The organism is Methylobacterium sp. D53M (assembly GCF_053345625.1).
In genome coordinates this window covers 449,534-473,971 of sequence record NZ_JBKFAL010000001.1, presented here as the reverse complement: position 1 = coordinate 473,971, position 24,438 = coordinate 449,534, and the positions used below count along the sequence as shown (strand labels likewise).

Annotated in this window: 22 protein-coding genes; 15 read left to right on the top strand and 7 right to left on the bottom strand. The window is 69.3% G+C overall.

Annotated elements, in window-relative coordinates:
* Nucleotides 1–88 precede the first annotated feature (88 nt).
* Nucleotides 89–727 (top strand): hypothetical protein, encoded by a 639-nt coding sequence (locus tag ACLBYG_RS02210; protein ID WP_447680458.1) that lies wholly within the window; start codon nucleotides 89–91, stop codon nucleotides 725–727.
* A gap of 15 nt (nucleotides 728–742) precedes the next feature.
* Here the strand turns inward: ACLBYG_RS02210 and ACLBYG_RS02205 are convergent, their stop codons facing one another.
* Complete coding sequence (locus ACLBYG_RS02205) at nucleotides 743–1,321, bottom strand: polysaccharide biosynthesis/export family protein (protein WP_020091671.1); 579 nt, start codon at nucleotides 1,319–1,321, stop codon at nucleotides 743–745.
* Between the two features lie 189 nt (nucleotides 1,322–1,510).
* Between ACLBYG_RS02205 and ACLBYG_RS02200 the strand changes: the two genes are divergently transcribed.
* Nucleotides 1,511–3,730 (top strand): GumC family protein, encoded by a 2,220-nt coding sequence (locus ACLBYG_RS02200; protein WP_447680457.1) that lies wholly within the window; start codon nucleotides 1,511–1,513, stop codon nucleotides 3,728–3,730.
* A gap of 12 nt (nucleotides 3,731–3,742) precedes the next feature.
* On the opposite strand, the gene ACLBYG_RS02195 is transcribed toward ACLBYG_RS02200, so the two are convergent.
* Nucleotides 3,743–4,894, bottom strand: coding sequence for a GNAT family N-acetyltransferase (locus tag ACLBYG_RS02195; protein WP_447680456.1), 1,152 nt, complete (start codon nucleotides 4,892–4,894; stop codon nucleotides 3,743–3,745).
* 273 nt (nucleotides 4,895–5,167) lie between these two features.
* Here ACLBYG_RS02195 and ACLBYG_RS02190 point away from each other — a divergent pair, with 273 nt between their 5' ends.
* Nucleotides 5,168–6,229 (top strand): polysaccharide deacetylase family protein, encoded by a 1,062-nt coding sequence (locus tag ACLBYG_RS02190; protein WP_447680455.1) that lies wholly within the window; start codon nucleotides 5,168–5,170, stop codon nucleotides 6,227–6,229.
* A gap of 25 nt (nucleotides 6,230–6,254) precedes the next feature.
* Here ACLBYG_RS02190 and ACLBYG_RS02185 read toward each other — a convergent pair whose 3' ends face one another.
* Together ACLBYG_RS02185 and ACLBYG_RS02180 are read right to left on the bottom strand one after the other, a co-directional pair.
* Nucleotides 6,255–6,911, bottom strand: coding sequence for a DUF2155 domain-containing protein (locus ACLBYG_RS02185; protein WP_447680454.1), 657 nt, complete (start codon nucleotides 6,909–6,911; stop codon nucleotides 6,255–6,257).
* A gap of 128 nt (nucleotides 6,912–7,039) precedes the next feature.
* Entirely contained in the window at nucleotides 7,040–7,456 is a 417-nt protein-coding gene (locus tag ACLBYG_RS02180) for an NADH:ubiquinone oxidoreductase subunit NDUFA12 (RefSeq protein ID WP_020091666.1), read from the bottom strand.
* A gap of 514 nt (nucleotides 7,457–7,970) precedes the next feature.
* Here ACLBYG_RS02180 and ACLBYG_RS02175 point away from each other — a divergent pair.
* Nucleotides 7,971–11,702, top strand: a complete 3,732-nt coding sequence (locus ACLBYG_RS02175) for a vitamin B12-dependent ribonucleotide reductase (protein WP_447680453.1) — start codon at nucleotides 7,971–7,973, stop codon at nucleotides 11,700–11,702.
* A gap of 461 nt (nucleotides 11,703–12,163) precedes the next feature.
* Nucleotides 12,164–12,892 (top strand): SDR family NAD(P)-dependent oxidoreductase, encoded by a 729-nt coding sequence (locus ACLBYG_RS02170; RefSeq protein ID WP_447680452.1) that lies wholly within the window; start codon nucleotides 12,164–12,166, stop codon nucleotides 12,890–12,892.
* A gap of 63 nt (nucleotides 12,893–12,955) precedes the next feature.
* On the opposite strand, the gene ACLBYG_RS02165 is transcribed toward ACLBYG_RS02170, so the two are convergent.
* Entirely contained in the window at nucleotides 12,956–13,351 is a 396-nt protein-coding gene (locus tag ACLBYG_RS02165) for a tautomerase family protein (protein WP_091924532.1), read from the bottom strand.
* 117 nt (nucleotides 13,352–13,468) lie between these two features.
* Here ACLBYG_RS02165 and ACLBYG_RS02160 point away from each other — a divergent pair, with 117 nt between their 5' ends.
* The 7 genes from ACLBYG_RS02160 to ACLBYG_RS02130 all read left to right on the top strand — a co-directional run bounded on the left by ACLBYG_RS02160 (nucleotide 13,469) and on the right by ACLBYG_RS02130 (nucleotide 22,086).
* Nucleotides 13,469–14,353, top strand: a complete 885-nt coding sequence (locus tag ACLBYG_RS02160) for a LysR substrate-binding domain-containing protein (RefSeq protein WP_447680451.1) — start codon at nucleotides 13,469–13,471, stop codon at nucleotides 14,351–14,353.
* Between the two features lie 361 nt (nucleotides 14,354–14,714).
* On the top strand, nucleotides 14,715–15,104 hold the full coding sequence (locus ACLBYG_RS02155) for a tautomerase family protein (protein ID WP_447680450.1): 390 nt from the start codon (nucleotides 14,715–14,717) through the stop codon (nucleotides 15,102–15,104).
* A gap of 280 nt (nucleotides 15,105–15,384) precedes the next feature.
* Nucleotides 15,385–16,596, top strand: coding sequence for an ABC transporter substrate-binding protein (locus ACLBYG_RS02150; protein WP_026604708.1), 1,212 nt, complete (start codon nucleotides 15,385–15,387; stop codon nucleotides 16,594–16,596).
* Nucleotides 16,597–16,731: 135 nt separating this feature from the next.
* Nucleotides 16,732–17,604 carry a branched-chain amino acid ABC transporter permease gene (locus ACLBYG_RS02145; RefSeq protein ID WP_447680449.1) on the top strand — a complete coding sequence of 291 codons (873 nt, stop codon included), beginning with the start codon at nucleotides 16,732–16,734 and terminating at the stop codon, nucleotides 17,602–17,604.
* Between the two features lie 38 nt (nucleotides 17,605–17,642).
* Nucleotides 17,643–19,691, top strand: coding sequence for a branched-chain amino acid ABC transporter ATP-binding protein/permease (locus tag ACLBYG_RS02140; protein WP_447680448.1), 2,049 nt, complete (start codon nucleotides 17,643–17,645; stop codon nucleotides 19,689–19,691).
* A complete protein-coding gene (locus ACLBYG_RS02135) occupies nucleotides 19,684–20,406 on the top strand; it encodes an ABC transporter ATP-binding protein (RefSeq protein ID WP_010682999.1) in 723 nt (240 codons plus the stop codon). Before ACLBYG_RS02140 ends, ACLBYG_RS02135 begins: the two co-directional genes overlap by 8 nt.
* 339 nt (nucleotides 20,407–20,745) lie before the next feature.
* Nucleotides 20,746–22,086 carry a hemolysin family protein gene (locus ACLBYG_RS02130; protein ID WP_427507706.1) on the top strand — a complete coding sequence of 447 codons (1,341 nt, stop codon included), beginning with the start codon at nucleotides 20,746–20,748 and terminating at the stop codon, nucleotides 22,084–22,086.
* Between the two features lie 124 nt (nucleotides 22,087–22,210).
* On the opposite strand, the gene ACLBYG_RS02125 is transcribed toward ACLBYG_RS02130, so the two are convergent.
* Nucleotides 22,211–22,462: a hypothetical protein gene (locus ACLBYG_RS02125; RefSeq protein ID WP_056521514.1), complete on the bottom strand. Its 252-nt coding sequence runs from the start codon at nucleotides 22,460–22,462 to the stop codon at nucleotides 22,211–22,213.
* Between the two features lie 303 nt (nucleotides 22,463–22,765).
* Between ACLBYG_RS02125 and ACLBYG_RS02120 the strand changes: the two genes are divergently transcribed.
* From ACLBYG_RS02120 to ACLBYG_RS02110, 3 genes are all read left to right on the top strand, one after another.
* Nucleotides 22,766–23,026: a hypothetical protein gene (locus tag ACLBYG_RS02120; RefSeq protein ID WP_056521516.1), complete on the top strand. Its 261-nt coding sequence runs from the start codon at nucleotides 22,766–22,768 to the stop codon at nucleotides 23,024–23,026.
* A gap of 222 nt (nucleotides 23,027–23,248) precedes the next feature.
* A complete protein-coding gene (locus ACLBYG_RS02115; protein ID WP_447680447.1) occupies nucleotides 23,249–23,512 on the top strand; it encodes a hypothetical protein in 264 nt (87 codons plus the stop codon).
* 142 nt (nucleotides 23,513–23,654) lie between these two features.
* Nucleotides 23,655–23,906: a hypothetical protein gene (locus tag ACLBYG_RS02110; RefSeq protein ID WP_020091655.1), complete on the top strand. Its 252-nt coding sequence runs from the start codon at nucleotides 23,655–23,657 to the stop codon at nucleotides 23,904–23,906.
* Between the two features lie 136 nt (nucleotides 23,907–24,042).
* On the opposite strand, the gene ACLBYG_RS02105 is transcribed toward ACLBYG_RS02110, so the two are convergent.
* Entirely contained in the window at nucleotides 24,043–24,327 is a 285-nt protein-coding gene (locus ACLBYG_RS02105; RefSeq protein ID WP_020091654.1) for a hypothetical protein, read from the bottom strand.
* Nucleotides 24,328–24,438 lie beyond the last annotated feature (111 nt).

Sequence of the window (24,438 nt, the reverse complement as noted above, 5' to 3'; positions counted from 1 at the left end):
AGCAGACTCTAAATCATCCGGAACCCTCCAGTACGCCTTGCGGTTGAGGGTCGGATGCTCGTGTCGGGCGTCGCTTCCGGAGGGTGCTATGAGGCTTCGCACGAGCAGCTTGCTGGCCGTCATGGCGGCCGGCGGTCTCCTCGCCGGGTCGGCGCTGCGCGCCCAGGCCGCCGAGGTCGGTTTCCTCGAGATGCTGTTCGGCGCCCGGCCGGCCCCGCAGCAGGCCCAGCCGGCCCCTGCCCCGGCCCCCGCCTTCGACGGACGCGCCTTCGGCCGCCACGCGACCCCGCGGCTCGGGGCGGCGCGCCGCCGCTTCCAGACCCGCTACGCGGCGCTCCCGCTCAAGATCCGCGTCAAGGAGCGGGAGATCAGCGAGCGCCAGACCCCCATCGACATGAAGGGCGGCGCGACGGCGGCACTGCTCAAGGACGAGACGCTGCGGCCGGGCGACATCGTGGTGCTGAATTCCGGCGCCCGGGTGTTCACCGGGAATCCCGACAAGCGCCACGCGATCCGGGATTTCGAGCCGGTTCAGAACTCGCGCTTCGTGAGCCGGGGCACGCGGAAGGTCCTGGCCGGGCTGTTCACGCCGGTCGGCGCCGTGCCCGCGCAGGAGGCGCGGCGGATGATGGCCCGCGCCCGGCAGCCGATGCCCGAGGCGGCGACGCCGATCCCCGCGCAGAAGACCGCCATGCGGGTGATCAACCCGTGGCAGGGCGGGCAGTGACCGGCGCGGCGCCGCTCAGAAGAAGCGTTCCTTGATGACGATCGTGTCGCCCGGCCGGACCGCGTAGGTCATCGGCACGATCCCGGAGATCAGCGAGCCGCCGGCGTCGCGGGTCAGGACGGCGTAATCGCGCGCTGCCCTCGGGCCGAAACCGGCCGCGATCGCCACCGCCGTCTCCACGGTCATGCCGTTGACGAACGGGTACTGACCGGAGGTGGTGACTTCGCCGAGGATGTAGAACGGTCGGTAGGCGTCCACCTCCACGGTGACGTGCGGCTCGCGCACGTATCCGGAGGCCAGCTTGGCCTCGATCGCCTTCGCCGCCTGCGCGGTCGTCTGGCCGCCCACCTGCACGGTCCCGATCAGCGGCATGGCGATGCGCCCCGCGCCGTCGACCGCGTATATGTTGGACAGGTTGTCCTGGCCGAACACGATCACCCGCAGCTTGTCGCCCGCCGCCAGCGTGTACCGCGCGGCGATCGAGCCGGTGCCGGTGGCATCGAGCTGGTCGGTGCGGAAGCTCGGCCGCAGGCAGCCGCCGAGCGCCAGAGTCGAGCCGAGTGCGAGGAGCAGAGCGCGCCGGTTCATCACCATCGCCGTCATGGATGCAGTTGCGGGGTGATGTAGGCCGTTAAGGTTAATGAAACTTGATCACCGCGCGACGGAGGCGGCGCCGTCACCGGTCCGCGCGGCCCTTAACTCTTGAGCAACCTTAACATCCACTAATGGCCGCGGGACGGCAGTAATGCCCGCCCGGCCTGTCTCCGCGTTCAGAGCGTCCGCATGTCCACGATCCGTCAACGCTCGACCTACGCCGTGCCCGGATCCCAACCGCGCGCCGAGGAAGGCCTCGGCCTCGCGCAGCTGCCGCGGATCCTGCGGCGCTCGATCGGCTGGATCGTCGGGCCGACCCTGGTGGTCGCCCTCGGCGCGAGCGTCTTCGTCAACGTGGTCAGCCCCCGCTACACCGGCGAGGCGAAGGTGCTGCTCGAGAGCCGCGACCCGGCCTTCGCCCGCACCGCGCAGGAGCGCGGCGACCAGCTCGCGCCGATCGACGAGCAGGCGGTGGCGAGCCAGGTGCAGGTCGTGATGTCCCGCGATCTCGCCCGCGAGGCGATCCGCCGGCTCAAGCTCGTCGGCAACGCCGAGTTCGATCCCGGCGCGGGCAGCATCGGCGCCGTGCAGCGCGTGCTGATGATGCTCGGCATCGGTCCCAATCCCCTGGACCGCCCCGCCGAGGACCGGGTCCTCGACGCCTACTTCGACCACCTCCTGGTCTTCCCCGCCGGCAAGTCGCGCATCCTGACGATCGAGTTCCGCGCGAAGGACCCGAAGCTCGCGGCTGAGGCCGCCAACACCATCGCCAAGCTCTACATCGGCTCGCTGGAGGCCGATAAGGTCGACACCGCCCGCTACGCCTCCACCTGGCTCGGCGGCAACATCGACGGGCTGCGCAAGCGCGTCGCCGAGGCGGAGGCCAAGGTCGAGGCGTTCCGCGCCAAGAACGGCCTCGTGGGCAGCACCGGTCTGGCCGGGCGGCCGCTCAACGCCCAGCAGCTCGGCGAGCTGTCGAGCCAGCTCTCCGCGGCGCGGAGCCTGAAGGCCGACCTCGACGGCAAGGTGAAGGCCATCAAGGACCTGATCAAGGACGGGCGCGCCTTCGAGATTCCCGATGTCGCGAACAACGAGGTCATCCGCCGGATCGTCGAGAACCGGATTTCCGTGCGCGCCCAGCTCGCCCTCGAGTCGCGGACCCTGCTGCCGGCTCACCCGCGGATCAAGGAGCTGCACGCCCAGCTCGAGGACCTCGACGCCCAGATCAAGGCCTCGGCCGAGCGCGTCGTGCGCACGATGGAGAACGACGCCAAGATCGCCGGCGCCCGGGTCGAGAGCCTCCAGGCCGCCGTCGACGGCCAGCAGGACGTCGTCGTCCGCGGCAACGCCAGCGAGATCCAGCTCCGCGCGCTGGAGCGCGAGGCCAAGGCGCAGCGCGAGCAGCTCGAATCCTATCTCGGCCGCTACCGCGAGGCGGCGGCGCGCGACGGCGAGGCCGCGACCCCAGCTGACGCGCGCATCGTGTCCCGCGCGGTGACGCCCGAGGTTCCGTCCTTCCCGAAGAAGCTGCCGATCGTCGCCTTCGCGACGCTGCTGACGCTGATGCTCTCGGTCGGCGGGGTCATCGCCAGCGCGCTGCTGGCCGAGTCCGGCCGCGCCGCCGGCGACCGCGACGGCGATCCGGCAGACGATCGGCGGCGCCGCGAGCCGGTGCTGGATCGGCCGTCCTTCACCTTCCCGGAGGCGACGCCGGCCTCCCGTTGGTCCGAGGCGTCGGGCGCGGCTGCCGCCGCGTCGGCGGCGCCCGCCGCGGCCACGGCGCTTCGCTCCCCCGACACGTTCGATCTCGCGCCGCTCGTCGCGCGCATCGCGGCGGCGCCCCGCGCACCGGAGGCGCAGGCGGGTCGCCGCGTCCTGATCGTCGAGACCGAAGCCCGTCGCGGCGTCCCGACGCTGCCCGAGGCGCTGACCCGCGCCCTCGGTCGCGAGGGAAGCCTCGTCGCCGTCGACCTGAACCTGCCGAACGACGGCACGGCGCGGCTCGGCTTCGCCGACCTCATCGCCGGCGAGGCCGCGTTCCTCGACGTGATCCAGGCACGCCGGGACGGCGGCCAGCATCGGATCGAGGCGGGGCTGCTGGAGTCGACCGTCCTGTTCGACGAGCCCGATGCCCTGGCCCTGACCTTCGAGGCCATGGCCGAGGCCTACGACTGGGTGGTCTTCCGGCTCCACGCCGCGCCGGGGGCCGTCGACCTCCTCGAGCTCGTGGCCGGCTTCATGGACAGCGTCATCATCGCGTCGAACGCCGATGCCGAGGATCCGGCGCTGGCCGACCTCTACGCCCTCGCCGAGGAGGCCGGCGCGGGGCAGATCCTGGTCGCGCAGGATCGCCCGGCCGCGTCCGATGTCGAGGAGGCGCGGGCGGAGCTGCGCCTCAACGCCGCCTAGGCCGCGCGCCGATCAGGACCGGCGCAGGGTGCGGAGCCGCTTGAGGGCGGCGTAGAGGCGCGGGTCGCGCTTGATCCGCCGTTTCGTCCGCGTCAGGCCCCGGCGCAGGGCGCCGTAGGCTCGGCCCCGCAGGTTGACCGGGATGATCGTCTCGACGAGGCTGATCGTCTCATCGCAGATGCTGGCCTTGTAGCGCGCCTCGCCGACGCCGAGATCGAAGCCCTGCCGGCCGCGGGCGGTCTGGTCGCGCACGAGATGCTGCAGGAGAAGGTCGCCGGGACTGTAACGGGCGACCTCGGGGTCGCCGTCGAACGCCGTCATCATGCCGCTGAACCGTCGGTCGCTGACGGCACCGCCGAAGGTGGCGAGGACGCGGCCGCTCTCGGCGAGACACAGGGCGTACAGCTCCACGGCGGGCTCGGCGCCGGTCGACGCGGCCGTCAGGAAGGACCGGATCGCGGGATCGGCGTAAGGGTCGGCCACGCCCATGCCGGCGAAGCGGGCCGATTTCTGCGCGAAGAACGCCGCCAGCAGGCGCGCCGCCTCGTCGGCGGTCTCGGCGCGGCGGTAGACGATCGCGCCGTGCGCCTCCACGAGGCGCTTCTCCTTGGAGCGCAGCTTCTTGCGGGCGTCCGCGCTGAAAACCCGGCGCACGGTCGCCTCCGGATCCGGCCCGAGCATGAGTCCGTAGCCGTCGCTGGCCTCCGCCTCGCCGGTCGCGGCGAGCGGGTTCGCTGCCCCGTCCCACATCCGGGGCTGGTGCTTGAGCGCGAAGGCGTCGATACCCTCAGCGCGGCCGGCGCGGATCAGCGCCGCGACGATGCTGCCTGGCCCGATGGCCGCCGCGTCGCGGGTGGCGAAGAGCGGCATGTGATAGTTGGCGTGCGTGCCGCCGACCGTGCGCGCGAGGCGCAGCCCGTGCTCCCGGCTCAGGGTGAACGGGACGAGGATGCGCGGCCGTCCGTCGGCATCCCGCAGGACCGCGACGCGCGCGCGCTCGGCCTGTCCCGTCGCCCGCAGGTAGGCGCTGATCCAGTCGAACCGCTGATACGGCGTGCCGAGGCTCGCCGGATCGGCGTCCAGGCGCCGCCACAGCGCCTCCGCGGCGGCCAGATCGGGGTAGATCTCCGCGACGAGCCCCCCGACGCTGCGCGAATCGACCATGTCCGTTCCCGCTACGTGGACACCGACCGCCATGACCCGATCTCCCGGGGACCGCGCGCGATCCCGTGCCGCGCAAACCCTGACGGCAAGCGGCTGAACAGCCCGTCACTCCGATCGATGATGGCGCGATACCGGCGTCGGACGGTCCGTCAAAGAACAGTCGTGGCTAATGATAGCTTGCTTTCGCCGCGGCCACGCATGCTTTCGGCTTTGTTTACCCGGGCGAGCCAAGGCTGTGCCGAGCTGGGCCGCGGGCCCGAACGGTTCAGGGCCATGCTGTCGTCGCGTGCCAAGCATCGGGTCTTCGCGTCCGGGTTCCGCGCGATCCAGGCGCTCGGGGCGGACCGCTGGCTCAGCCCCGCGGCGCGCGGCCTCGGCGTGATCCTCACTTTCCATCACGTCAGCCCCGACCCGGTCCCGGCCTTCGCGCCGAACCGCCTGCTCGGCATCACCCCCGAGTTCCTTGATCTCACCCTGCGCGAGCTCGATGCCCGCGGCTTCGAGATCATCGGTCTCGATTCGGTGCCGGAGCGGCTGGCCGAACCGGATTACGGGCCGCCCTTCGCGGTCCTGACCTTCGATGACGGCTACCGCGACAACGTCGAGTACGCCCGTCCCGTGCTGGCCCGCCACGGCGCGCCGTGGACCCTGTTCGTCACCAGCGGCTTCGCCGACCAGGCCGGGCGGCTCTGGTGGATCGAGCTGGAGCGGGCGATCGCGCGCCTGGACCGGGTGCGCATCGACGTCGGCGCGCGGAGTCTCGACCTTCCGGCGCGCAGCCCGCAGGAGAAGGCGCTGGCCTTCGAAGCCCTGTACCGCGACCTGCGGCGCGGGGACGAGGCGGACCTCCTCGACCGGATCGCGGCCCTCTGCCGGCAGGCCGGCTTCCCGCCCGGGCGCCTCGCCGCCGACCTGTGCCTGTCCTGGGCTGAGCTGCGCGCCCTCGCCGCCGACCCGGCCGTCACCGTCGGCGCCCACACAGTCAGCCATCCGATGCTCGCCAAGCACGCTCCCGCGATCGCGGCGCGCGAGATCGCCGAGGGGCGCGGGCGGATCGAGACGGAACTCGGGCGGCCGGTGCGGCACCTCTCCTACCCGGTCGGGGATCCGTCCTCCGCCGGTCCGCGGGAATTCGGCCTGGCGCGGGAGATGGGCTTCGCGACGGCCGTGACCACGCGGCCCGGCCACCTCTTCGCCGAGCACGCCGCGCACCTCCAGGCCCTGCCCCGGGTGTCGGTGAACGGTTGCCACCAGACGCGCGCGGCGCTCGCCGGACTGCTCTCCGGCGTCCCGTTCCTGGCGTGGAATCGCGGGCGACGGCTCAACGTCGCCTGAGGCGACGCCTCGCCCGCGCGCGGCGTCAGCGGAACAGCGCGTCGAACAGGTTCTGCGGCTGCTGCTGCGGCGGCGGGGCCGGCGCCGGCCCCTCGTTCGACGGGAAGAACTTCCGCGAGGGCTTCTGGCGGGGCTGCACCGGCACGCCGCGCGGCGCCTCCACGTCCACCTGCCCGTTGGCATTGAGCTGCTGGGCGGTCTTGGTCGCATCCTTGCCGGGGCGCTTCGCCTTCTCGGGCTTGGTCGCCACGGCCGGGACGTCCTCCTGCTCCTTGGCCTCGGCGATCACGTCGCTGCCGCCCTTACAGTCGACCAGCCAGACGTCGTAGATCGGGTGCTCGATCGCGTGCAGGCCGGGGCTCGACGCGAACATCCACCCGGTGAAGATCCGGCGGTACTTGTTGTCGAGGGTGACCTCGTCGACCTCGAGGAACGCCGTTGTCTTGGCGCTCTCGGTCGGCGGCCGCGTGTAGCAGACCCGCGGGGTGAGCTGCAGGGCGCCGAACTGTACGGTCTCGTCGACCGCCACCTCGAAATTGACGATCCGGCCGGTGATCTTGTCGAGGCCGGAGAACACCGCGGTCGGGTTCTTGATCTTGTCGGCGGCGGCGGGGCCGGCGCAGACGAGGAGCGCGAGGCCGGGGGCGAGCGCGCGGCGTGCGAGGGCGGTGATGCGGCTCAAGAGTCGGACCCCTGGACGAGGGTGACCGGCCGCGCCAACGGGTGCGCGGCGGGCGATCGGGATTGACCCGTCATGAACACCGGAACGGTGGCGGCAAAAGGGCGCCGGCTCCGCGAAGCGTCGCGGCTCTACTCGCCCGGCGTCCAGGACACGTAGTCGCCCGTCGCGGCCGGCCGCTGGCCCCAGGAGAGCTGCGAGCCCGCCGGCCGGTACGCGTTCGCGGTGCCGGTCTGGTTCTCGATATGGGGCTTCTGCCACGCCTTCGGCTGATAGGTCTCCTCGCTCGGCGCGACGTCGACGTTGTGGCACAGCCAGCCGCGCCAGCCGGGGGGCACCTTCGAGGCGTCGGCGTAGCCGTTGTAGACGACCCAGCGACGCTCCGAGCCCACCGAGCGGTCGATCAGCGCGCCTTCCGCCTTGTAGTACTTGTTCCCGAACTCGTCCTCGCCGACGAAGATGCCGGTGCGCGCGGTCTGGAGCGCGACGGAGACGGTCTGACCGTTCCACCACGTGAAGATGCGCAGCAAAGTGTCCTTCAGCGCCATCGCCGGTCCCGGAATCGTGGCGCGCCGCGAGGGCGCTCGTCGGCGCCGTTATGGTGACCGCGCGCGTGTGAGTCCAGCCGCATGACGGAAGTGTCGCCCCGCGGCAACGCTCGGCCCGCGCTTTCGGCCTCCGGTTCCGGCCATCCGCCGGTTCCGCTCCCTAGGGTTGTGAATCTAAAATTTTCCCGATCCGATTCCCGAAAGCCGGAAGGACACTTATCCCGGCCCGGGACGATATCCACAGGCTTTTGCGAGCCGGCACAACATCTAGCGGGGAACAAGGCCGTCGAACACCACTTGTTGACGTGAGAGTGAAGGCGGCGGTAATCTCCCTGCATCGGTCGCGCCCCGCGGAAGTGGTGCGTTGGGCAGGGGCGGCCGTTCCTAATTTTCGTTCGCGGGACCGAGGCACGTCTCTCAGCCGGGCTTGGTCGGCCGCGAATCCCACTATCGGGCTAGACCCCGCGTCGCGCGGGGCCGGGACCCTCGTGTCCCGACGGGAGAGGTGTGTTTCATGCGGTTCGAGCGTCGCTACACCACGGCCGGACAATCGCCCTACGCCGGGATCCCCTTCCGCAAGGCCTTGAGCGAGATCCGCAACCCGGACGGCTCGGTCGTGTTCCGCCTCGACGGCATCGACGTGCCGGAGAGCTGGAGCCAGGTCGCGAGCGACGTTCTCGCGCAGAAATACTTCCGCAAGGCGGGCGTTCCGGCGCGGCTGCGCAAGGTCGAGGAGAACGCGGTCCCCTCGTTCCTCTGGCGCTCGGTGCCGGACGACGCGGCCCTGGCCGAGATCCCCGAGGACGAGCGCTTCGTCTCCGAAGCCTCCGCCACGCAGGTCTTCGACCGGCTCGCCGGCTGCTGGACCTACTGGGGCTGGAAGGGCGGCTACTTCTCGTCGGAGGAGGACGCCTCGGCCTTCATGGACGAGCTGCGCTTCATGCTGGCCCGCCAGATGGTGGCGCCGAACTCGCCGCAATGGTTCAACACCGGCCTGCACTGGGCCTATGGCATCGATGGCCCGAGCCAGGGCCACTACTATTGCGACCCGCAGACCGGCGTGCTGACCAAGTCGGCCTCGGCCTACGAGCACCCGCAGCCGCACGCCTGCTTCATCCAGTCGGTCCAGGACGACCTCGTCAACGACGGCGGCATCATGGACCTGTGGGTGCGTGAGGCGCGCCTGTTCAAGTACGGCTCCGGCACCGGCTCGAACTTCTCGATGCTGCGCTCGGAGAACGAGAAGCTCGGCGGCGGCGGCAAGTCCTCGGGCCTGATGAGCTTCCTGAAGATCGGCGACCGCGCGGCCGGCGCGATCAAGTCGGGCGGCACCACGCGGCGCGCCGCCAAGATGGTGATCGTCGACATCGACCACCCGGATATCGAGGCCTTCATCGACTGGAAGGTGAAGGAGGAGCAGAAGGTCGCCGCCCTGGTGACGGGCTCGAAGGTCGTCTCCAAGCACCTGACCCTGGTGATGAAGGCCTGCACGCAGTGCGAGGCCGAGGGCGATGCCTGCTTCGATCCGGAGCGCAACCCGGCGCTCAAGCGCGAGATCAAGGCCGCCCGCCGCGCTTCCGTGCCGGATTCCTACATCAAGCGCGTCGTGCAGTTCGCCCGCCAGGGCTTCACCAAGATCGAGTTCCCCGTCTACGACACCGACTGGGATTCGGAGGCCTACCTCACGGTCGCCGGCCAGAACTCCAACAACTCGGTCTCGCTGACCGACGACTTCCTGCGCGCCGTCGAGGCGGATGCCGACTGGCAGCTGACCGCCCGCACCACCGGCAAGGTCACCAAGACCCTGAAGGCCCGCGACCTGTGGGAGCGGATCGGCGAGGCCGCCTGGGCCTCTGCGGACCCGGGCCTGCACTTCAACACCACGATGAACGACTGGCACACCTGCCCGGCGGGCGGGCGGATCCGGGCCTCGAACCCGTGCTCCGAGTACATGTTCCTCGACGACACCGCCTGCAATCTCGCCTCGGCGAACCTGCTGACGATGTATGACCGGGATACCAAGCGCTTCGACGTGGAGGCCTTCGAGCACCTCAACCGCCTCTGGACGGTGGTGCTCGAGATCTCCGTGATGATGGCGCAGTTCCCGTCCAAGGAGATCGCGGAACTCTCCTACCGCTACCGGACGCTGGGTCTCGGCTACGCCAATATCGGCGGCCTGCTGATGACCATGGGCCTTCCTTACGATTCCGACGCGGGCCGGGCGCTCGCCGGTGCCCTCACCGCCATCATGACCGGCGTCGCCTACGCCACCTCGGCCGAGATGGCCGCGGAACTCGGCACCTTCCCGGCCTACGACGAGAATGCCGACGCGATGCTGCGGGTCATCCGCAACCATCGCCGGGCCGCCCACGGCGAGGCCGGTGGCTACGAGTTCCTGAACGTCGCGCCGGTCGCCCTCGACCACGCGAACATCCCGCAGGCGGATCTGGGCGACCATGCCCGCGCCGCCTGGGACCGGGCGCTGAAGCTCGGCGAGGAGCACGGCTACCGCAACGCCCAGGCCACCGTGATCGCGCCGACCGGCACGATCGGCCTCGTGATGGATTGCGACACGACCGGCATCGAGCCCGACTTCGCCCTGGTGAAGTTCAAGAAGCTCGCCGGCGGCGGCTACTTCAAGATCATCAACCAGGCCGCTCCGGACGCCCTGCGGGCTCTGGGCTACCGCGAATCCGAGATCGCCGAGATCGAGGCCTACGCGGTCGGCCACGGCTCGATGGGCCAGGCGCCGGGCATCAACCCGACGACGCTCCGCGCCAAGGGCTTCACCGACGAGAAGATCGCGGCGGTGGAGAAAGGCCTGAAGTCGGCCTTCGACATAAAGTTCGTGTTCAACCGCTGGACGCTCGGCGACGACTTCCTCACCCAGGCCCTGAAGGTGCCCGCGGAGAAGCTGTCGGACCCGACCTTCGAGCTGCTGCCGTTCCTCGGCTTCACCAAGAAGGAGATCGAGGCCGCCAACACCCACATCTGCGGGGCGATGACCCTGGAGGGCGCGCCGGGCCTGAAGCTCGAGCATTACCCGGTCTTCGACTGCGCCAACCCGTGCGGCCGGATCGGCAAGCGCTACCTCTCGGTCGAGAGCCACATCCGCATGATGGCGGCGGCGCAGCCCTTCATCTCGGGGGCGATCTCCAAGACCATCAACATGCCGAACGACGCCACGGTCGAGGATTGCAAGGCGGCCTACCTGCTGTCCTGGCGCCTCGCCCTCAAGGCGAACGCTCTCTATCGCGACGGCTCGAAGCTGTCGCAGCCGCTCAACTCGGCGCTCATCTCGGATGACGAAGACGAGGCCGATGAGGGGATCGACGCCCTGATCCAGGCGCCGGCCGCCGCCAAGGCCGCCGCCGCCGCGGAGAAGATCGTCGAGCGCGTGATCGAGCGCGTCGAGCGGATCCGCTCCCGCGAGAAGCTGCCGGCCCGTCGGAAGGGCTACACCCAGAAGGCGGTGGTGGGCGGCCACAAGGTCTACCTGCGCACCGGCGAGTACGACGACGGCCGCCTCGGCGAGATCTTCATCGACATGCACAAGGAGGGCGCGACCTTCCGGAGCCTGATGAACAACTTCGCCATCGCGATCTCGCTCGGCCTCCAGTACGGCGTGCCGCTCGAGGAATACGTGGAGGCTTTCACCTTCACGCGGTTCGAGCCGGCCGGCTTCGTGCAGGGCAACGACGCGATCAAGAACGCGACCTCGCTCCTCGACTACGTGTTCCGCGAGCTGGCGGTCTCGTATCTCGGCCGCGCCGACCTCGCCCATGTCAGCCCCGCCGAGATCGGCGGCACGGTGATCGGCGGCGGTGAGAGCGGCGACACGACCCGCGAGGGCCCGAAGCCCGCGCCGGCCTCCTCGGTCGTGTCCCGCGGCCTGCTGCGCGGCTCGGCCGACCGGCTCACCCTGATCCAGGGCGGCCCGGCCGGTGCCAGCCTCGGGGTCGGTGCGGCGAGCGCTGGCCAGTCGGCCCCGGCCGGCGGCACGGTCCACGCGCTCCGCGGCAGCACGGCGCTGAAGGCGGAGCCTGCGGTGGCCGGTCAGGCCGAGACGATCGCCGACACCCTCCCCTTCGCCAAGGCGGAGAGGAGCGTCGCCGACCGGCGGGCCGAGGCGAAGATGAAGGGCTACGTCGGCGAGGCCTGCCCGGAATGCGCGAACTTCACGCTGGTCCGCAACGGCACCTGCCTCAAGTGCGATACCTGCGGTTCGACGACCGGGTGCTCCTGAAACGCCGACGGCTCGTACGATAAAGAAGGCCTAAGTTGCTTGCCGCTCTGAGTTAAACTTGCTGAGGTTTCAGCGAGATATATCTCAGAGCGGCATTCGACCGGGTGCGTCCGAGAGGGGCGCCGATCAGCGGACGATATCCGCGCTCGCTGTACCGGTCAGTGATTCCCCGAAGATGTCGAGCATGTTCGGGGGAAGCTGCGCTTAGACGGACCGATGGTCTCCGCCCTGCGCGTGCGACGAGATCGAGATCTGTTCGCGAAGAGCGTGTAGCGCCTGCGATGGCGCGGATCAGGCTTTTGCGCTGACCGGAGGTTGGAAGGGCGCGCGCGACGACGCGGTCATCGCGGCTGCCAAGCGGCCAGAGGGCGCCTATGTATCGGGCGAGCCAACGCCAGCCATCGACCCGGGCTGGTCTCCACTGAAGGTAGCCGATCCGCGCCCGCTGAGACGACGTCGCCATGATCTCATCGACTTCGACCAGCGCGGTCGTGATCGGCGCTTCCGGCGGCATTGGCCGAGCCCTTGTCTCCGGACTGGCCGCGAGCGGAGCCTACGCTCCGATCTTCGCCCTCTCGCGCTCGCAGCCATCGTTCCCGCACGGCATCCGCAGCCACGCGATCGACCTCACCGACGAGGCGTCGATCGCTGCGGCCGCGGCCGCGGTCGCGGAGGCCGGACCGGTCGGTCTGGTCATCGTCGCGACCGGCATCCTCCATCAGGACGGCGTCGCGCCCGAGAAGGCGCTGAAGGCGCTCGATCCCGGCGCGATGGCCGCCGTGTTCAGCATCAACACGATCGGCCCCGCCCTCGTCGCCAAGCATTTCGTCCCGCTGCTGGCACGAGAGGGACGTTGCGTGTTCGCAGCGTTGTCGGCACGGGTCGGATCGATCGAGGATAATCGCTCGGGCGGATGGTACGCCTACCGTGCCTCGAAGGCAGCTCTGAACCAGATCCTGCGAACCCTATCGATCGAGGTGGCCCGCAGCCGCCCGGACGCGATCGTCGTCGGCCTCCATCCGGGCACGGTCGCTTCCAACCTGTCGCGGCCCTTCCGCCCAGATCCGGGTGCCCCCGGCGTCTTTCGACCCGACGAGAGCGCAGCTCATCTTCTGCGCGTGCTCGGCGAGCTCGACGTGACGGACACCGGAGGCGTCTTCGCCTGGGACGGCGCGCGCGTCCCGGCCTAGGGCTCGGAACCGGTCAGCGCGAGGCGGCGGTCCCGCTAGGCAGATCGCGTTCCCCCGGTCGGATCAGTCCGCGTCGTCCTGGACGTAGGACGCCAGGCCGTTGCCGAAGGACCATTCGTCGCGCGCGTTCGGCGACAGGACGATGAGCACGTCTTCCGGACGAAGACCGGGATCGGCGACGAGGTTGTCGGTGATCGCTCTGTAGAGCGCCTTCTTCTTCGCCGTGTCCCGCCAATTGCCCGCGACGATGTTGATGATCACCACGTCGTCGGTGCGGTGAAGCCCGAGATAGTCGGAATCGTAGATCAGTTCGTCCGGCGCGTGCTGATGGATGAGGTGAAAGCGGTCGTCTGCGGGCACGCCGTAGGCGTCGCGCAGGCCGCGATGGATGCCGTCCGAGATGGCTCTGATATGGGCCGGTGACTTGCCCTTGAGGAGCGAGATCCGAACGAGGGGCATGGCTTGCGGTCTCCTGCGACGTCGAGCGGCTGACTGCCTTGACGCTCCCCGTTTACGCCCCCAGGATCGTCCGGAAAATTTGAAACACCTGAATAAAGACTTTCCGGAAATCGAAGCATGGCGACGCGCACCAACCTCGACATGGACGTGCTCCGCACCTTCGTGACCGGGTTCGAACTCGGCAGTTTCGCCCGCGCGGCCGAGCGGCTGGGGCGGTCGCAATCGGCTGTCAGCACGCAGCTCCGGAAGCTGGAGGAACAGGTCGGTCAGCCGCTCGTGCAGAAGGCGGGACGCGGTCTCGCGCTGACCGCCGCCGGTGAGAGCATGCTCGGCTACGCGAAGCGGCTCTTGGAACTCAACGACGAGGCGGTCGACCGGCTGCGCGGACCCGAGCTCGAGGGCTGGGCGCGGCTGGGCCTCGCGCAGGATTTCGCCGAGGGCTGGCTGCCGGCGGTGCTCAAGCGGTTCTCGCGGGCCTATCCGCGTGTGCGTATCGAGGTTCAGGTCGGGCTCGGCGCGCAGCTCGTCGAGAAGACCCTGAAGGGCGAGCTCGACGTCGCGCTGGTCTGGGGGGACGGCAGCGGTGCCCCTCACGCGCACCGGGTCGCCGAAGTGCCGATCCACTGGATCGGATCTCCGGACTGGCCGGGTCTCGCGGACCCGGTCCGGGAACCCGTCCCGTTCGCGGCCTTCACGCCGCCGTGCACGTTCCGGTCCGCGGCCGTGTCGGCCTTGGACGGTCGCGGCTTGCCCTGGCGGCTCGTCTTCACCAGCCCCAGCCTCTCGGGACTCTGGGCCGCCGCCGAAGGTGGCTTGGGTGTCACCGCGCGCACCGCCGTCGGCCTGCCGAAAACGCTGAGCGTTCTCGATCCGGCCGCGACCGGCCTGCCGCCTCTTCCGAGCGCGTCACTGACACTCCACCAGGCCGAAGCCGAATTGGCGCCGGCCGTCGCGCGGCTCACCGATATTCTTCTCGAGACCATAAGGGAGCATGTCGCGTAAAGGCACGATGACCAGTGACGGGCTCTCGGCGCGCCGCAGACACCCCGGTCATCGAACATCAGTCCTCTCGGTCTCTGCCCGAGTACGAACGGTGATCGATCGCACTGGCCAGGACTTCTCGAGGAGAGACCGCGAGAGGCACCCGACCGCTGTTCGGACCTTGCCCTGTCCGCGTCGCGAGGCTCGATCACGGGGCGGCGGAGCCGAGGGTGACGTGGCTCGCGCCAGCGGAGATGAGGCCGCATCATTCGGTTTTGCCGAACACAGGGTAGCGAACTTTCAAATTATCCGAACTCTCAAGGTCACGTAATCCTTCGTCCGTTGGCCGCCGCGGCGGTCGCGAAGCCACGGACCGACGACCATGCCCTTCATCAATGTTAAAGTCGCGGGCACGCCCCTCGCACCCGAGCAGATCACGGCGATCCAGGCGGGCATCACCCGGCTGATGGCCACCGTCCTGCACAAGGTCGCGCCTCTGGTCGGCGTACTGGTCGAGGCGGTGCCTGCCGCGGGATGGAGTGTCGGTGCCGAGCCGATCGCCCGCGCCGCGCAAGTGGACGCCATCATCAGCGCGGACACGAATACGCCCGATGAGAAATCGCGCTTCATCGCTGAAGTAAACCAGCTCCTGAAGACCGTCCTCGGGGCCGAACTGGCGGAGGTGTCCTACATCGTCATCCACGAGGTGCCGAAGGACAGCTGGGGTTACGACGGCCTAACTCAGGCGGAGCGCGGGCGCCGCCGCGCATAGCTCGCAGCGTTCCGCAGGTGGGGGCGCCGGATCATGTGTCGGCCGACCGGCGCCGCCGGCCTATCACGAACGCGCCCGGCGCTTAATCCGACTGCCGGCACCAGCGACGTGAAATTGTGGTGCCTGCAGCTTTTACGACATGTGGAACGGACAATCTGTATTAATCGTCTGGGATCGCCCAAAATCTCAGCTTGACGGCTCGACCCGTCTCGGGAGATCTCCCTCCCAGAGTGCCACGGTGAAGGGCACACCGCGCACGCGGAATCTTGGAGAGGAAACGATGGTCTTCGCAGGTCGCGCTGCAGCCGCGGTGCTGTTATTGACGATGGTGTCGGCCCCGGCGCGGGCCGCGGACCCGATCAAGATCGGGCTGAGCGGGCCCTATACGGGCGGCTCGTCTTCGATGGGTGTCTCGATGCGGGACGGCGCCAAGCTCGCCGCCGCCGAGATCAACAAGGCCGGCGGCGTTCTCGGCCGGCCGATCCAGCTGATCGAGCGCGACGACGAGGCCAAGAACGAGGTCGGCGCGCAGGTCGCGCAGGAGCTGATCAACAAGGAGAAAGTCGTCGCGAGCGTCGGCTTCATCAATACCGGCGTGGCTCTGGCCGCCCAGCGCTTCTACCAAGAGGCCGAGATCCCGGTCTTCAACAACGTCGCGACCGGGACGATCATCACCAACCAGTTCAAGGAGCCGGACTACGACGCCAACTACGTCTTCCGGAACTCCGCCTACGACGTGCTCCAGGCCGGCCTGATGGTCGACGAGGCCCTCGCCCAGGGTCACAAGAAGATCGCGGTCCTGGCGGACTCGACCAATTACGGGCAGCTCGGGCGCGAGGACATCGAGAAGTATCTCGCGACGAAGAACGTGAAGCCCGTCGCGGTCGAGAAGTTCAACATCAAGGACGTCGACATGACGGCCCAGCTGCTGAAGGCGCAGCAGGCCGGCGCCGAGGTGATCCTGGCCTACGGCATCGGGCCGGAACTGGCCCAGATCGCCAACGGCATGGCCAAGCTCGGCTGGAAGGTCCCGATGATCACGAGCTGGCCGTCCTCGATGCAGAGCTTCATCGACATCGCCGGCACGAACGGCAACGGCGTGATCATGCCCCAGACCTTCATCGAGGATCAGACCCTGCCGAAGCGCAAGGCGTTCCTTGAGAACTACTACAAGACCTACGGCGTCACGAAGATCCCGACCCCCGTGGCCGGCGCCCAGGGCTACGACTCGATCTACCTCCTCGCCGCGGCGATCAAGCAGGCCGGCGGCACCGACGGCGCCAAGATCCGCGCCGCCCTGGAGAACCTGAACGAGAAGGTCGAGGGCGTGGTCACGACCTACGACAAGCCCTTCACGGCGAAGGACCACAACGCCATCTCGCGCAACATGGTGGTGTTCGGGAAGGTGCAGGACGGCAAGATCGTCTACGCCAAGGACGAGGACGCCAAGAACGCCGGCGTGGTTCGTCTGAAGGAGAAGTCCTCGAACTGAGGATCCGGACGCTGCGCCCGCGACGGGCGCGGCGTCTCCCTCGGGGCCGGCGGCGTCACAGCCCGCCGGCGCTCAGCACAGCGGTCCCGCGGCGCCCGCCGCGCGACCGGACGTCCCTCCGGCGACAGCGATCCCATGGAAATCCTGCTCCAGCTCATCGCGTCCGGCGTCGCGGTCGGCATGATCTACGCCGCCATCGCGTTCGGCTATCAGCTGACCTTCGCGACCTCGAAGACCCTCAATTTCGGCCAGGGCGAGGCGCTGGCCCTCGGGGCCCTGTTCGGCCTGACCCTGGTGCCGTTCGTCGGCTACTGGCTGATGATCCCGCTGGTCCTGGTCTTCGGCTTCGCCCTCGGAGCCGTGGTCGAGCGCCTCGGCGTGCGCCCGGCCGTGAAGATCAAGTCCGAGTACGGGTGGATCATGGCCACCATCGCGCTCGGCATCATCTTCAAGAACGTCGCCGAGAACGTCTGGGGACGTGACGACCTCAAATTCCCCTCCCCGCTGCCCGAGACGGCGCTCCAGGTCGGCGGCGTGCGCGTCCTGCCGATGGAACTGCTGATCGTCGCGGGCGCGCTGCTGATGATGCTGACGGTGGAGATCTTCAATCGCAAGTCGATCTGGGGGAAGGCGGTCGTCGCCACCTCCAACGACATCGACGCCGCCGGGCTGATGGGCATCAACACCCAGAAGGTCATCACCCTGTCCTACTCGATCAGCGCCATGACGGCGGCCTTCGCGGGCGTCCTGGTGGCGCCCGTCACCCTGACCGGGGCGACGATGGGCTCCGTGCTGGCGCTCAAGGCCTTCGCGGTGGCGATCATCGGCGGCCTCGAATCCGGCCTCGGCGTCATCGTCGGCGGCCTGATCCTCGGCGTCGCGGAGACGCTGACCGGCTTCTACATCTCGACCGGCTACAAGGATGTGCCGGGCCTGATCCTGCTCCTCGTCGTCCTCTCCATCCGCCCGGTCGGCCTGTTCGGCAAGGCCGTCATCAAGAAGGTCTGAGCGTGACCTCCCGCGCAATTCTCACGGCATCCTGAGCCATGGCGCAGACCCTCGCCCCCACCGAAGCGCCCGCCCCGGCGGCCGCCCCCAGCCTGTCGCGCCACGTCGGCATCCTCGGCGCCGTGCTGCTGGTCGTCGGCCTCGCGGTCTTCCCGCACGTGGTCACGAGCTCGTACTACATCCACCTGATGATCGTGATCGCGATCTACGCGATCCTGATCCTCGGGCTCGACATCGTGGTCGGCTATACCGGGCAGGTGAGCCTCGGCCATGCCGGCCTGTTCGGCGTCGGCGCCTACTCGGCGGCGGTGCTGTTCCTGCACTTCAAGCTCGGGATCTGGTGGGGCATCCTGGCCGGGATCGGGGTGACCTCCGCCTTCGGCGTGCTGCTCGCCGTGCCGGCCCTGCGGGTGACCGGCCCCTACCTCGCCATGGTGACGCTGGCCTTCGGCACCATCGTCCAGATCTTCATCAACGAGCTGACGCCGCTGACCAACGGTCCCCTCGGCATCACCCTGCCGCCGGCCCGTGTCCTCGACTTCTCGCTGCTGGGCCTCCAGGCCCCCTGGGGCGTGGCCGGCCGCAAGCTCGAGTTCTACTACCTGGTCTGTCTGGCGCTCCTGGCCACGATCCTGGTCGTCAACCGAGTGGTGCGCTCGCCCTACGGCCGCGCCTTCGAGGCGCTGCGCGACTCGCCGATCGCCTGCGATTGCATGGGCGTCAGCGTCTACCGCTACAAGGTCTACGCCTTCGTGATCTCGGCGGCTTTGGCCGGCCTCGCCGGCGCGCTGTTCGCCTGGTCGGAGCGCTACGTGGCGCCGAACTCCTACGGGTTCGAGCTCACCGTGCTGTTCCTCCTCGCCGTCACGATGGGCGGCCGCAAGTCGCGGGCGGGGCCGATCATCGGCTCGGCGATCATCGTGATGATGCCGAACGTGCTCGCCGATATCGGCCTGGTGCGGATCATGGCGGGGATCATCGCCGCCGCGGCACTGGTCGTGGGCGCTCTCGCCTTCCTGCGCCGCCGGGAGAACCGGTTCGCCCTGCTGGTGCCGGTCGCGCTCTGCCTCGCCTTCTTCCCGGCCACGCTCGCGCTCGAATCGGTCACCGACTTCCGGCTGACCGTGTTCGGCCTGATGATCCTGTTCGTGGTGTATTACCTGCCGGACGGGATCGTGGGCTTCCTCCGCGAGAAGATCCCCGCCCTGCGCCCGACCCACACGGCCGAGGGCAAGAGCCTCCACGCCGAGGGCGCGGCCCTCAGCGTGCAGAGCGGCGACCGGGGCGCCGACCCGCTCCTCTCCGTCGATCAGGCGCTGATGCAGTTCGGCGGCCTCAAGGCGCTGGCCGGCGTCGATCTCACGGTGCGGCCAGGCACGATCCACGGGCTGATCGGTCCCAACGGATCCGGCAAGAGCACGATGATGAACGTGCTCACCGGCATCTACAAACCGACCGGCGGCAGCGTGACCCTGGCGCGCGGCCAGGGGACGAAGCGCCTCGACGGGCGCACCCCGTCGGAGATCGCCGCTGCCGGCGTGGCACGCACCTTCCAGAACGTGCAGCTCTTCCGGGAGATGACCGCGCTGGAGAACGTGCTGGTCGGGCTCCACCACAGCTTCCGCGGCACCCTGTTCGACGCGATCCTCGGCACGCCGCGGCGCCGCCGGGAGGAGCGCGAGCAGCGCGCCCGCGCCATGGCGATCCTCGACTTCGTCGGCCTCGGCGCCCTGGCGCAGGTCGAGGCACGCAACCTGCCCTACGGCAAGCAGCGGCTCCTCGAGATCGGTCGCGCGCTCGCCCTCGACCCGGTCCTGCTGCTCCTCGACGAGCCGGCCGCGGGCCTCACCGCCCCCGACATCGCCGAGCTGACGGCGATCATCCGCAAGATCCGCGATGCCGGCATCACGGTGATCCTGATCGAGCACCACATGGACGTGGTCATGGGCCTGTGCGACCGCGTCAGCGTCCTCGATTTCGGCCACAAGATCGCCGAGGGCAGCGCCCGCGAAGTGCAGGCCGATCCGAAGGTCGTCGAGGCCTATCTCGGCAGCCCCGTCGCCGACGAGGAGATGACCCATGCTTGAGGTCACGGGTCTGTCGGCCGGCTACGGCCAGGTGGAGGTTCTGCACGGCCTCGATTTCCAGGTCCCCAAGGGCCAGGTCGTGGCGCTGATCGGCTCCAACGGGGCCGGCAAGACCACCACGATGCGCGCCCTGTCGGGCATGATCCGGCCGCGGGCCGGCTCGATCCGCCTCAACGGACAGGAGATCGGCGGCCTCGACAGCCACGACGTCGCCCGGTTCGGCCTCGCGCACTCGCCGGAGGGCCGGCGCGTCTTCCCGACCCTGTCGGTCGAGGACAACCTCACCCTCGGCGCCTTCCCGCGGCTGACCGGCTCGCGCCCGAAGGGCGACGTCGCGGCCGACCGCGAGCGGGCCTTCGAGATGTTCCCGCGGCTCAAGGAGCGGCGCGCGCAGCTCGCCGGCACGCTCTCGGGCGGCGAGCAGCAGATGCTCGCCATGGGTCGGGCGCTGATGCTGCGGCCCGAGATCCTCCTGCTCGACGAGCCCTCGATGGGCCTCGCTCCCAAGTTGGTGGAGGAGGTCTTCCGGATCATCCGGCTGCTCAAGGCCGAGCAGGTGACGATGCTGCTCGTCGAGCAGTTCGCCATGGCGGCGCTCGGCGTCGCCGACCACGCCTACGTGCTGGAGAACGGCCGGATCCGCTTCCAGGGCCCGGCGCAGCAGATGCGCAACGATCCGGCCGTGCGGGCGGCGTATCTCGGCGGCAGCCACTGACATCCGACCGCGGATCGGTGCCGCGCGTGGCCCGGGATGTCCCCCAGTCCCGGCGCCCGGCATGACCCTGTCTCGCCGGGGCCGGCGGATCACGCCCGGCGCACCGTCGTCGGCGCGGCTCGCGAGTGCCTGACAGTCGGCGCATCACCCTCGCGGACAAGCGCCCGCGCTCGCGGACGCCCTACAGGATTGTCCGACGCCGGGCGCGGGCGGCCCGGTGTTTGCTGAGGTTCGCCGGGGACAACGCTGAGGCCGGTCGGGCTCTGATGCCCGTAGGCCGCGCCGCCGCTCTCCTGTAGAGACCGTCGGGACGCGGCCGGCGCGACGGCCACACGGGAGGTGTCGATTTTGGACGACGGTTGGGCGACTGCCTTAGGGTTGTTTGCCGTCCTCGCCCTGGTTCTGGCGAACGGCTTCTTCGTCGCAGCGGAGTTCGCCCTGGTCGCGGTGCGCAGGAGTCGCGTCGCCGAACTCGTCGCCGAGCGGCGCGTGAACGCGAAGGCGCTGCTCTGGGCCACGGACCACCTCGACGCCCACCTCGCGGCGACGCAGCTCGGCATCACGATCTCGTCCCTGGCGCTCGGCTGGGTCGGCGAGCCGGCGCTGGCCCACCTGATCTTGCCCACACTGACGTGGCTGCCGGACATGCTCTCGACGGCGGCCGCCCACACGGTCGCCGTGGTGATCTCGTTCGTCATCATGACGGCGCTGCACATCGTGCTGGGCGAGTTGGCGCCGAAGAGCCTCGCGCTCCAGCGCAGCGAGCGCACGGCCCTGGCGGTGATCCGTCCGCTCAGCGTGTTCCTGTTCGTGTTCCGCCCGGCCATCCTGTTCCTCAACGGGCTCGGCAACGGCGTCCTGCGCCTGTGCGGATTGCAGCCCGGCCACGGCGAGGGCGGCCACCACTCGACGGCCGAGCTCAACCTCCTGGTCGAGGCGAGCCGCGAGGCAGGCCTCATCCGCGAGGCCCAGCAGGAAGCGGTCGAGCGCATCTTCCGGCTGGGGGACCGCCGGGTCCGCGAGATCATGACGCCGCGTCACGAGGTCGAGTGGGTCGACCTCGACGGATCGCCCGAGGAGATCACGCGGGCGGTCCGCGCCTGCAGCCACGCCCATGTCGTCGTGAGCCGCGGCGGCATCGACGAGGTCGTCGGCGTGCTGCGCAAGCAGGACCTGCTCGATCAGATCCTCGACGGGCGACCCCTCGATATCGCCACCGCCATGCGGCCCCCGAACGTCGTCCACGAGGGCATGACGGTGCTCACGGCACTGGAGAGCTTCCAGCGCAACCCCGTGCAGCTGGCGGTGATCGTCGACGAGTACGGCAGCCTGGAAGGCATCGTCACGCAGACGGATCTCCTCGAGGCCATTGCGGGCGACATACCCGAGGTCGGTGAGGACCCGGCGGTCGTCGAGCGCGAGGACGGCTCGTTGCTCATCGACGGCATGATGCCGGCCGAGGACGCGTTCGAGCGTCTCGCCTTCAACGATCCGCCGGGCACGGACGACTACACGACTTTGGCCGGCTACGTGATCTTCCAGCTCGGCCGCATTCCGGCGGCGGGGGACGCGTTCGTGGCGGAGGGGTGGCGTCTCGAGGTGGTCGACATGGACGGCCGTCGCATCGACAAGGTCCTGGCCACCCGCTTGCCGGCGCGGGCGCCGGTCGGAGGGGCGTGAGCGCGTCGCCGGACCATCAATTGGCGCATATCCAATCGGCGCATATGCCTGCGAGAATCGCGGGCGCGTCGTCTCGCGCGGCGGTAGCCGTCGACCGCGCGAGTTCGCAGCGATATCGCGACCGTCAGTAGCGATCGTAGCGGTAGCCACCGTAACGTCGCCCTTCGTAGAAGCGCGCGTCCCTGCGTCCGTAGCCACCGAACTCACGGTGGCGGCGATAGCCGTGCGCGGGCGCCCAGGGTGGCGGGCCGCCGTGACGGAAGCCCCGCTCTCCGCGGGCCCAGGGCGGATCGGCGAAGGCGGCCGAGGTCGATCCGAGGATGCCTCCGGCCAGTGTCAGTGTGCCGAGCAGGATCAGCGTTGGCGTGCGGATCATGGATGCCTTCCTCACAGCGGGGGCGTCCCGCGTCGCCCCAGTTACGGTGCTCCGCGGCAAACCGTTCCCCGCCGTCGCGAAGGCACGAGGCCGGTCAGCTCGGAGCCTCTCCGAATAACCGCGCGGTCTTCAGGATCGCGCTGGTCCGAGAATAAGCACTGGTGGCGATGGAACGGCACAGGTTCCGGTCAAACAGGCGTTCACAGCGTGATCGTGCGCCGTCACGACGTCGATAGCGGCACGAATTGTCGGAACGGTCCCGGAGATCCTGCCGTTTAGGGGCTCCAAAACAGGAGACGCTCCATGACACGCTTGCCGATTATCGTCCTCGCCACCCTCGCACTCGGGGGCAGCGCCGTCGCCGCCGAGCAGGGGGCCTCGTCCAAGACTCCGGGCCACGAGATGCAGGATCGCGGGAGCCGGGCCGGGAGCCCGGGCGCGTCCGGTTACGCGCCGGGCCACGAGATGAAGTCCGGCGGGACGGACTCGACCGGTTCGACGTCGCGAAGCGGCGGAAGCACGACGGGCACCACCGGCACCAGCTCGACCGGCACCCGTCGCTGACACGACCGTCGTCCCGTCCGGCTATTTTGCCCGACGGGACGAACCGGCCGCAAGTCGAGCAGTGCTGATCAACAAGGGTCCGGGCTCGGTTCGAGCTCATGAGGCGCGGATCGCCGAAGATGAATTGTCGATGAACGGCAAGATTGATTAATTTCGTGAGCCGTGGAACGCGATGATTGGCGACTGCATTTCTCGCTTCAGTTCGATGAACGAGGTTGGAGTATGAAGAAGCTTATCACGACCCTGGTCGCCGGCACCGCGCTGCTGGGTGCAGCCTCTGCCGCTCAGGCCCATGAGTGGGGTGGCGGCTATGGCTACGGCTACGGTCCGGGTCACGGCCATTCTCGCGTGATCGTGCGCGAAGGCTACGGCGACGGCTATCGCGGCGTTCGCTTCGGCCACCGAGACTGGGATCGTCCGGATGTTCGCGTAATCGAGCGTCGCGGGTACGGTCATCGTTACCACGAGGACGATTGGGACGATTGATCCGACCCGGATTGATGCGGAGTAGAGAGGCGCCCGACCGGGCGCCTCTTTTTTTATTTCCGATCATCGGCGCACCGCATGCAACGGTTTGGCGCCCGTCCGGCTTTCTGAGCGGTTCATCGACACGAGGAACAGCATCGCTATGCCGGTACGTCTGATCACGACTGCTCTGCTTCTGTCCGCGGGGGCCACGGCCGCGCTCGCCGCGCCCATGTCGGCCGACGACAAGGCGGCGCTCCAGCAGCAATGCATGGGCGATTTCACGACCTTCTGCGGTGGCATGCCGCCCGACGATGGGCCCGAGACTCAAGCCTGTTTCGAGAAGAATATGGCCAAGCTGTCGCCGGGCTGCCAGGGCGCCATCCAGAGCTACAAGCAGGGCAAGAAGGGCTGATCCAACCCGGCTGTCGTCTCCCAAGATCGGACGCGATCAGCCTCGCCATCGGTCCCGCGCGGGTCTGACCGCACAGGCAATACATCGGATCGAAGACCGTAGACGCGGGGGCGGCCCGAGCCGCCCCCGCCGGTGTTCAGTAGCTGTAGGACCGGCGCGGGTAGGCCTGGGGCGCGCCGTAGCCGGTGTCGCGCGGCTGGACCCGCGACCCGTACTCGATCTCCTTGCGCCGCGCCTGCCGGTTGGCGAGGTAGCGGCCGCCCAGGCAGCCTGCGACGGCGCCGACGACGCCGCGCTCGGCGAGGTAATGGCCCGCCAGACCGCCGATGATCGCGCCCTTGATACAGCCCTTCGCCTCAGCCGCACCGACGCTCATGAGTGTCACGAGAGCGATGGCGGATGCTTGTCCCACGATGCGCATGCTGATGCTCCTCTTCGATCCGGAAGAGAATGCACCTGCGTCACGACCGTTCCGGACGTCGGAAAAGGGGTCGGCGCCCCCTTGTTCGTCGCCGCGGAGATCCGACTGTTT

What these genes read in the sequence shown, in the direction of transcription:
- ACLBYG_RS02210 (WP_447680458.1), top strand. Translation starts at nt 89, where the DNA reads ATGAGGCTTCGCACGAGCAGCTTGCTGGCCGTCATGGCGGCCGGCGGT.
- ACLBYG_RS02205 (WP_020091671.1), bottom strand. Translation starts at nt 1,321, where the DNA reads ATGGTGATGAACCGGCGCGCTCTGCTCCTCGCACTCGGCTCGACTCTG.
- ACLBYG_RS02200 (WP_447680457.1), top strand. Translation starts at nt 1,511, where the DNA reads ATGTCCACGATCCGTCAACGCTCGACCTACGCCGTGCCCGGATCCCAA.
- ACLBYG_RS02195 (WP_447680456.1), bottom strand. Translation starts at nt 4,894, where the DNA reads ATGGTCGATTCGCGCAGCGTCGGGGGGCTCGTCGCGGAGATCTACCCC.
- ACLBYG_RS02190 (WP_447680455.1), top strand. Translation starts at nt 5,168, where the DNA reads ATGCTGTCGTCGCGTGCCAAGCATCGGGTCTTCGCGTCCGGGTTCCGC.
- ACLBYG_RS02180 (WP_020091666.1), bottom strand. Translation starts at nt 7,456, where the DNA reads ATGGCGCTGAAGGACACTTTGCTGCGCATCTTCACGTGGTGGAACGGT.
- ACLBYG_RS02175 (WP_447680453.1), top strand. Translation starts at nt 7,971, where the DNA reads ATGCGGTTCGAGCGTCGCTACACCACGGCCGGACAATCGCCCTACGCC.
- ACLBYG_RS02170 (WP_447680452.1), top strand. Translation starts at nt 12,164, where the DNA reads ATGATCTCATCGACTTCGACCAGCGCGGTCGTGATCGGCGCTTCCGGC.
- ACLBYG_RS02165 (WP_091924532.1), bottom strand. Translation starts at nt 13,351, where the DNA reads ATGCCCCTCGTTCGGATCTCGCTCCTCAAGGGCAAGTCACCGGCCCAT.
- ACLBYG_RS02160 (WP_447680451.1), top strand. Translation starts at nt 13,469, where the DNA reads ATGGCGACGCGCACCAACCTCGACATGGACGTGCTCCGCACCTTCGTG.
- ACLBYG_RS02155 (WP_447680450.1), top strand. Translation starts at nt 14,715, where the DNA reads ATGCCCTTCATCAATGTTAAAGTCGCGGGCACGCCCCTCGCACCCGAG.
- ACLBYG_RS02150 (WP_026604708.1), top strand. Translation starts at nt 15,385, where the DNA reads ATGGTCTTCGCAGGTCGCGCTGCAGCCGCGGTGCTGTTATTGACGATG.
- ACLBYG_RS02145 (WP_447680449.1), top strand. Translation starts at nt 16,732, where the DNA reads ATGGAAATCCTGCTCCAGCTCATCGCGTCCGGCGTCGCGGTCGGCATG.
- ACLBYG_RS02140 (WP_447680448.1), top strand. Translation starts at nt 17,643, where the DNA reads ATGGCGCAGACCCTCGCCCCCACCGAAGCGCCCGCCCCGGCGGCCGCC.
- ACLBYG_RS02135 (WP_010682999.1), top strand. Translation starts at nt 19,684, where the DNA reads ATGCTTGAGGTCACGGGTCTGTCGGCCGGCTACGGCCAGGTGGAGGTT.
- ACLBYG_RS02125 (WP_056521514.1), bottom strand. Translation starts at nt 22,462, where the DNA reads ATGATCCGCACGCCAACGCTGATCCTGCTCGGCACACTGACACTGGCC.
- ACLBYG_RS02120 (WP_056521516.1), top strand. Translation starts at nt 22,766, where the DNA reads ATGACACGCTTGCCGATTATCGTCCTCGCCACCCTCGCACTCGGGGGC.
- ACLBYG_RS02115 (WP_447680447.1), top strand. Translation starts at nt 23,249, where the DNA reads ATGAAGAAGCTTATCACGACCCTGGTCGCCGGCACCGCGCTGCTGGGT.
- ACLBYG_RS02110 (WP_020091655.1), top strand. Translation starts at nt 23,655, where the DNA reads ATGCCGGTACGTCTGATCACGACTGCTCTGCTTCTGTCCGCGGGGGCC.
- ACLBYG_RS02105 (WP_020091654.1), bottom strand. Translation starts at nt 24,327, where the DNA reads ATGCGCATCGTGGGACAAGCATCCGCCATCGCTCTCGTGACACTCATG.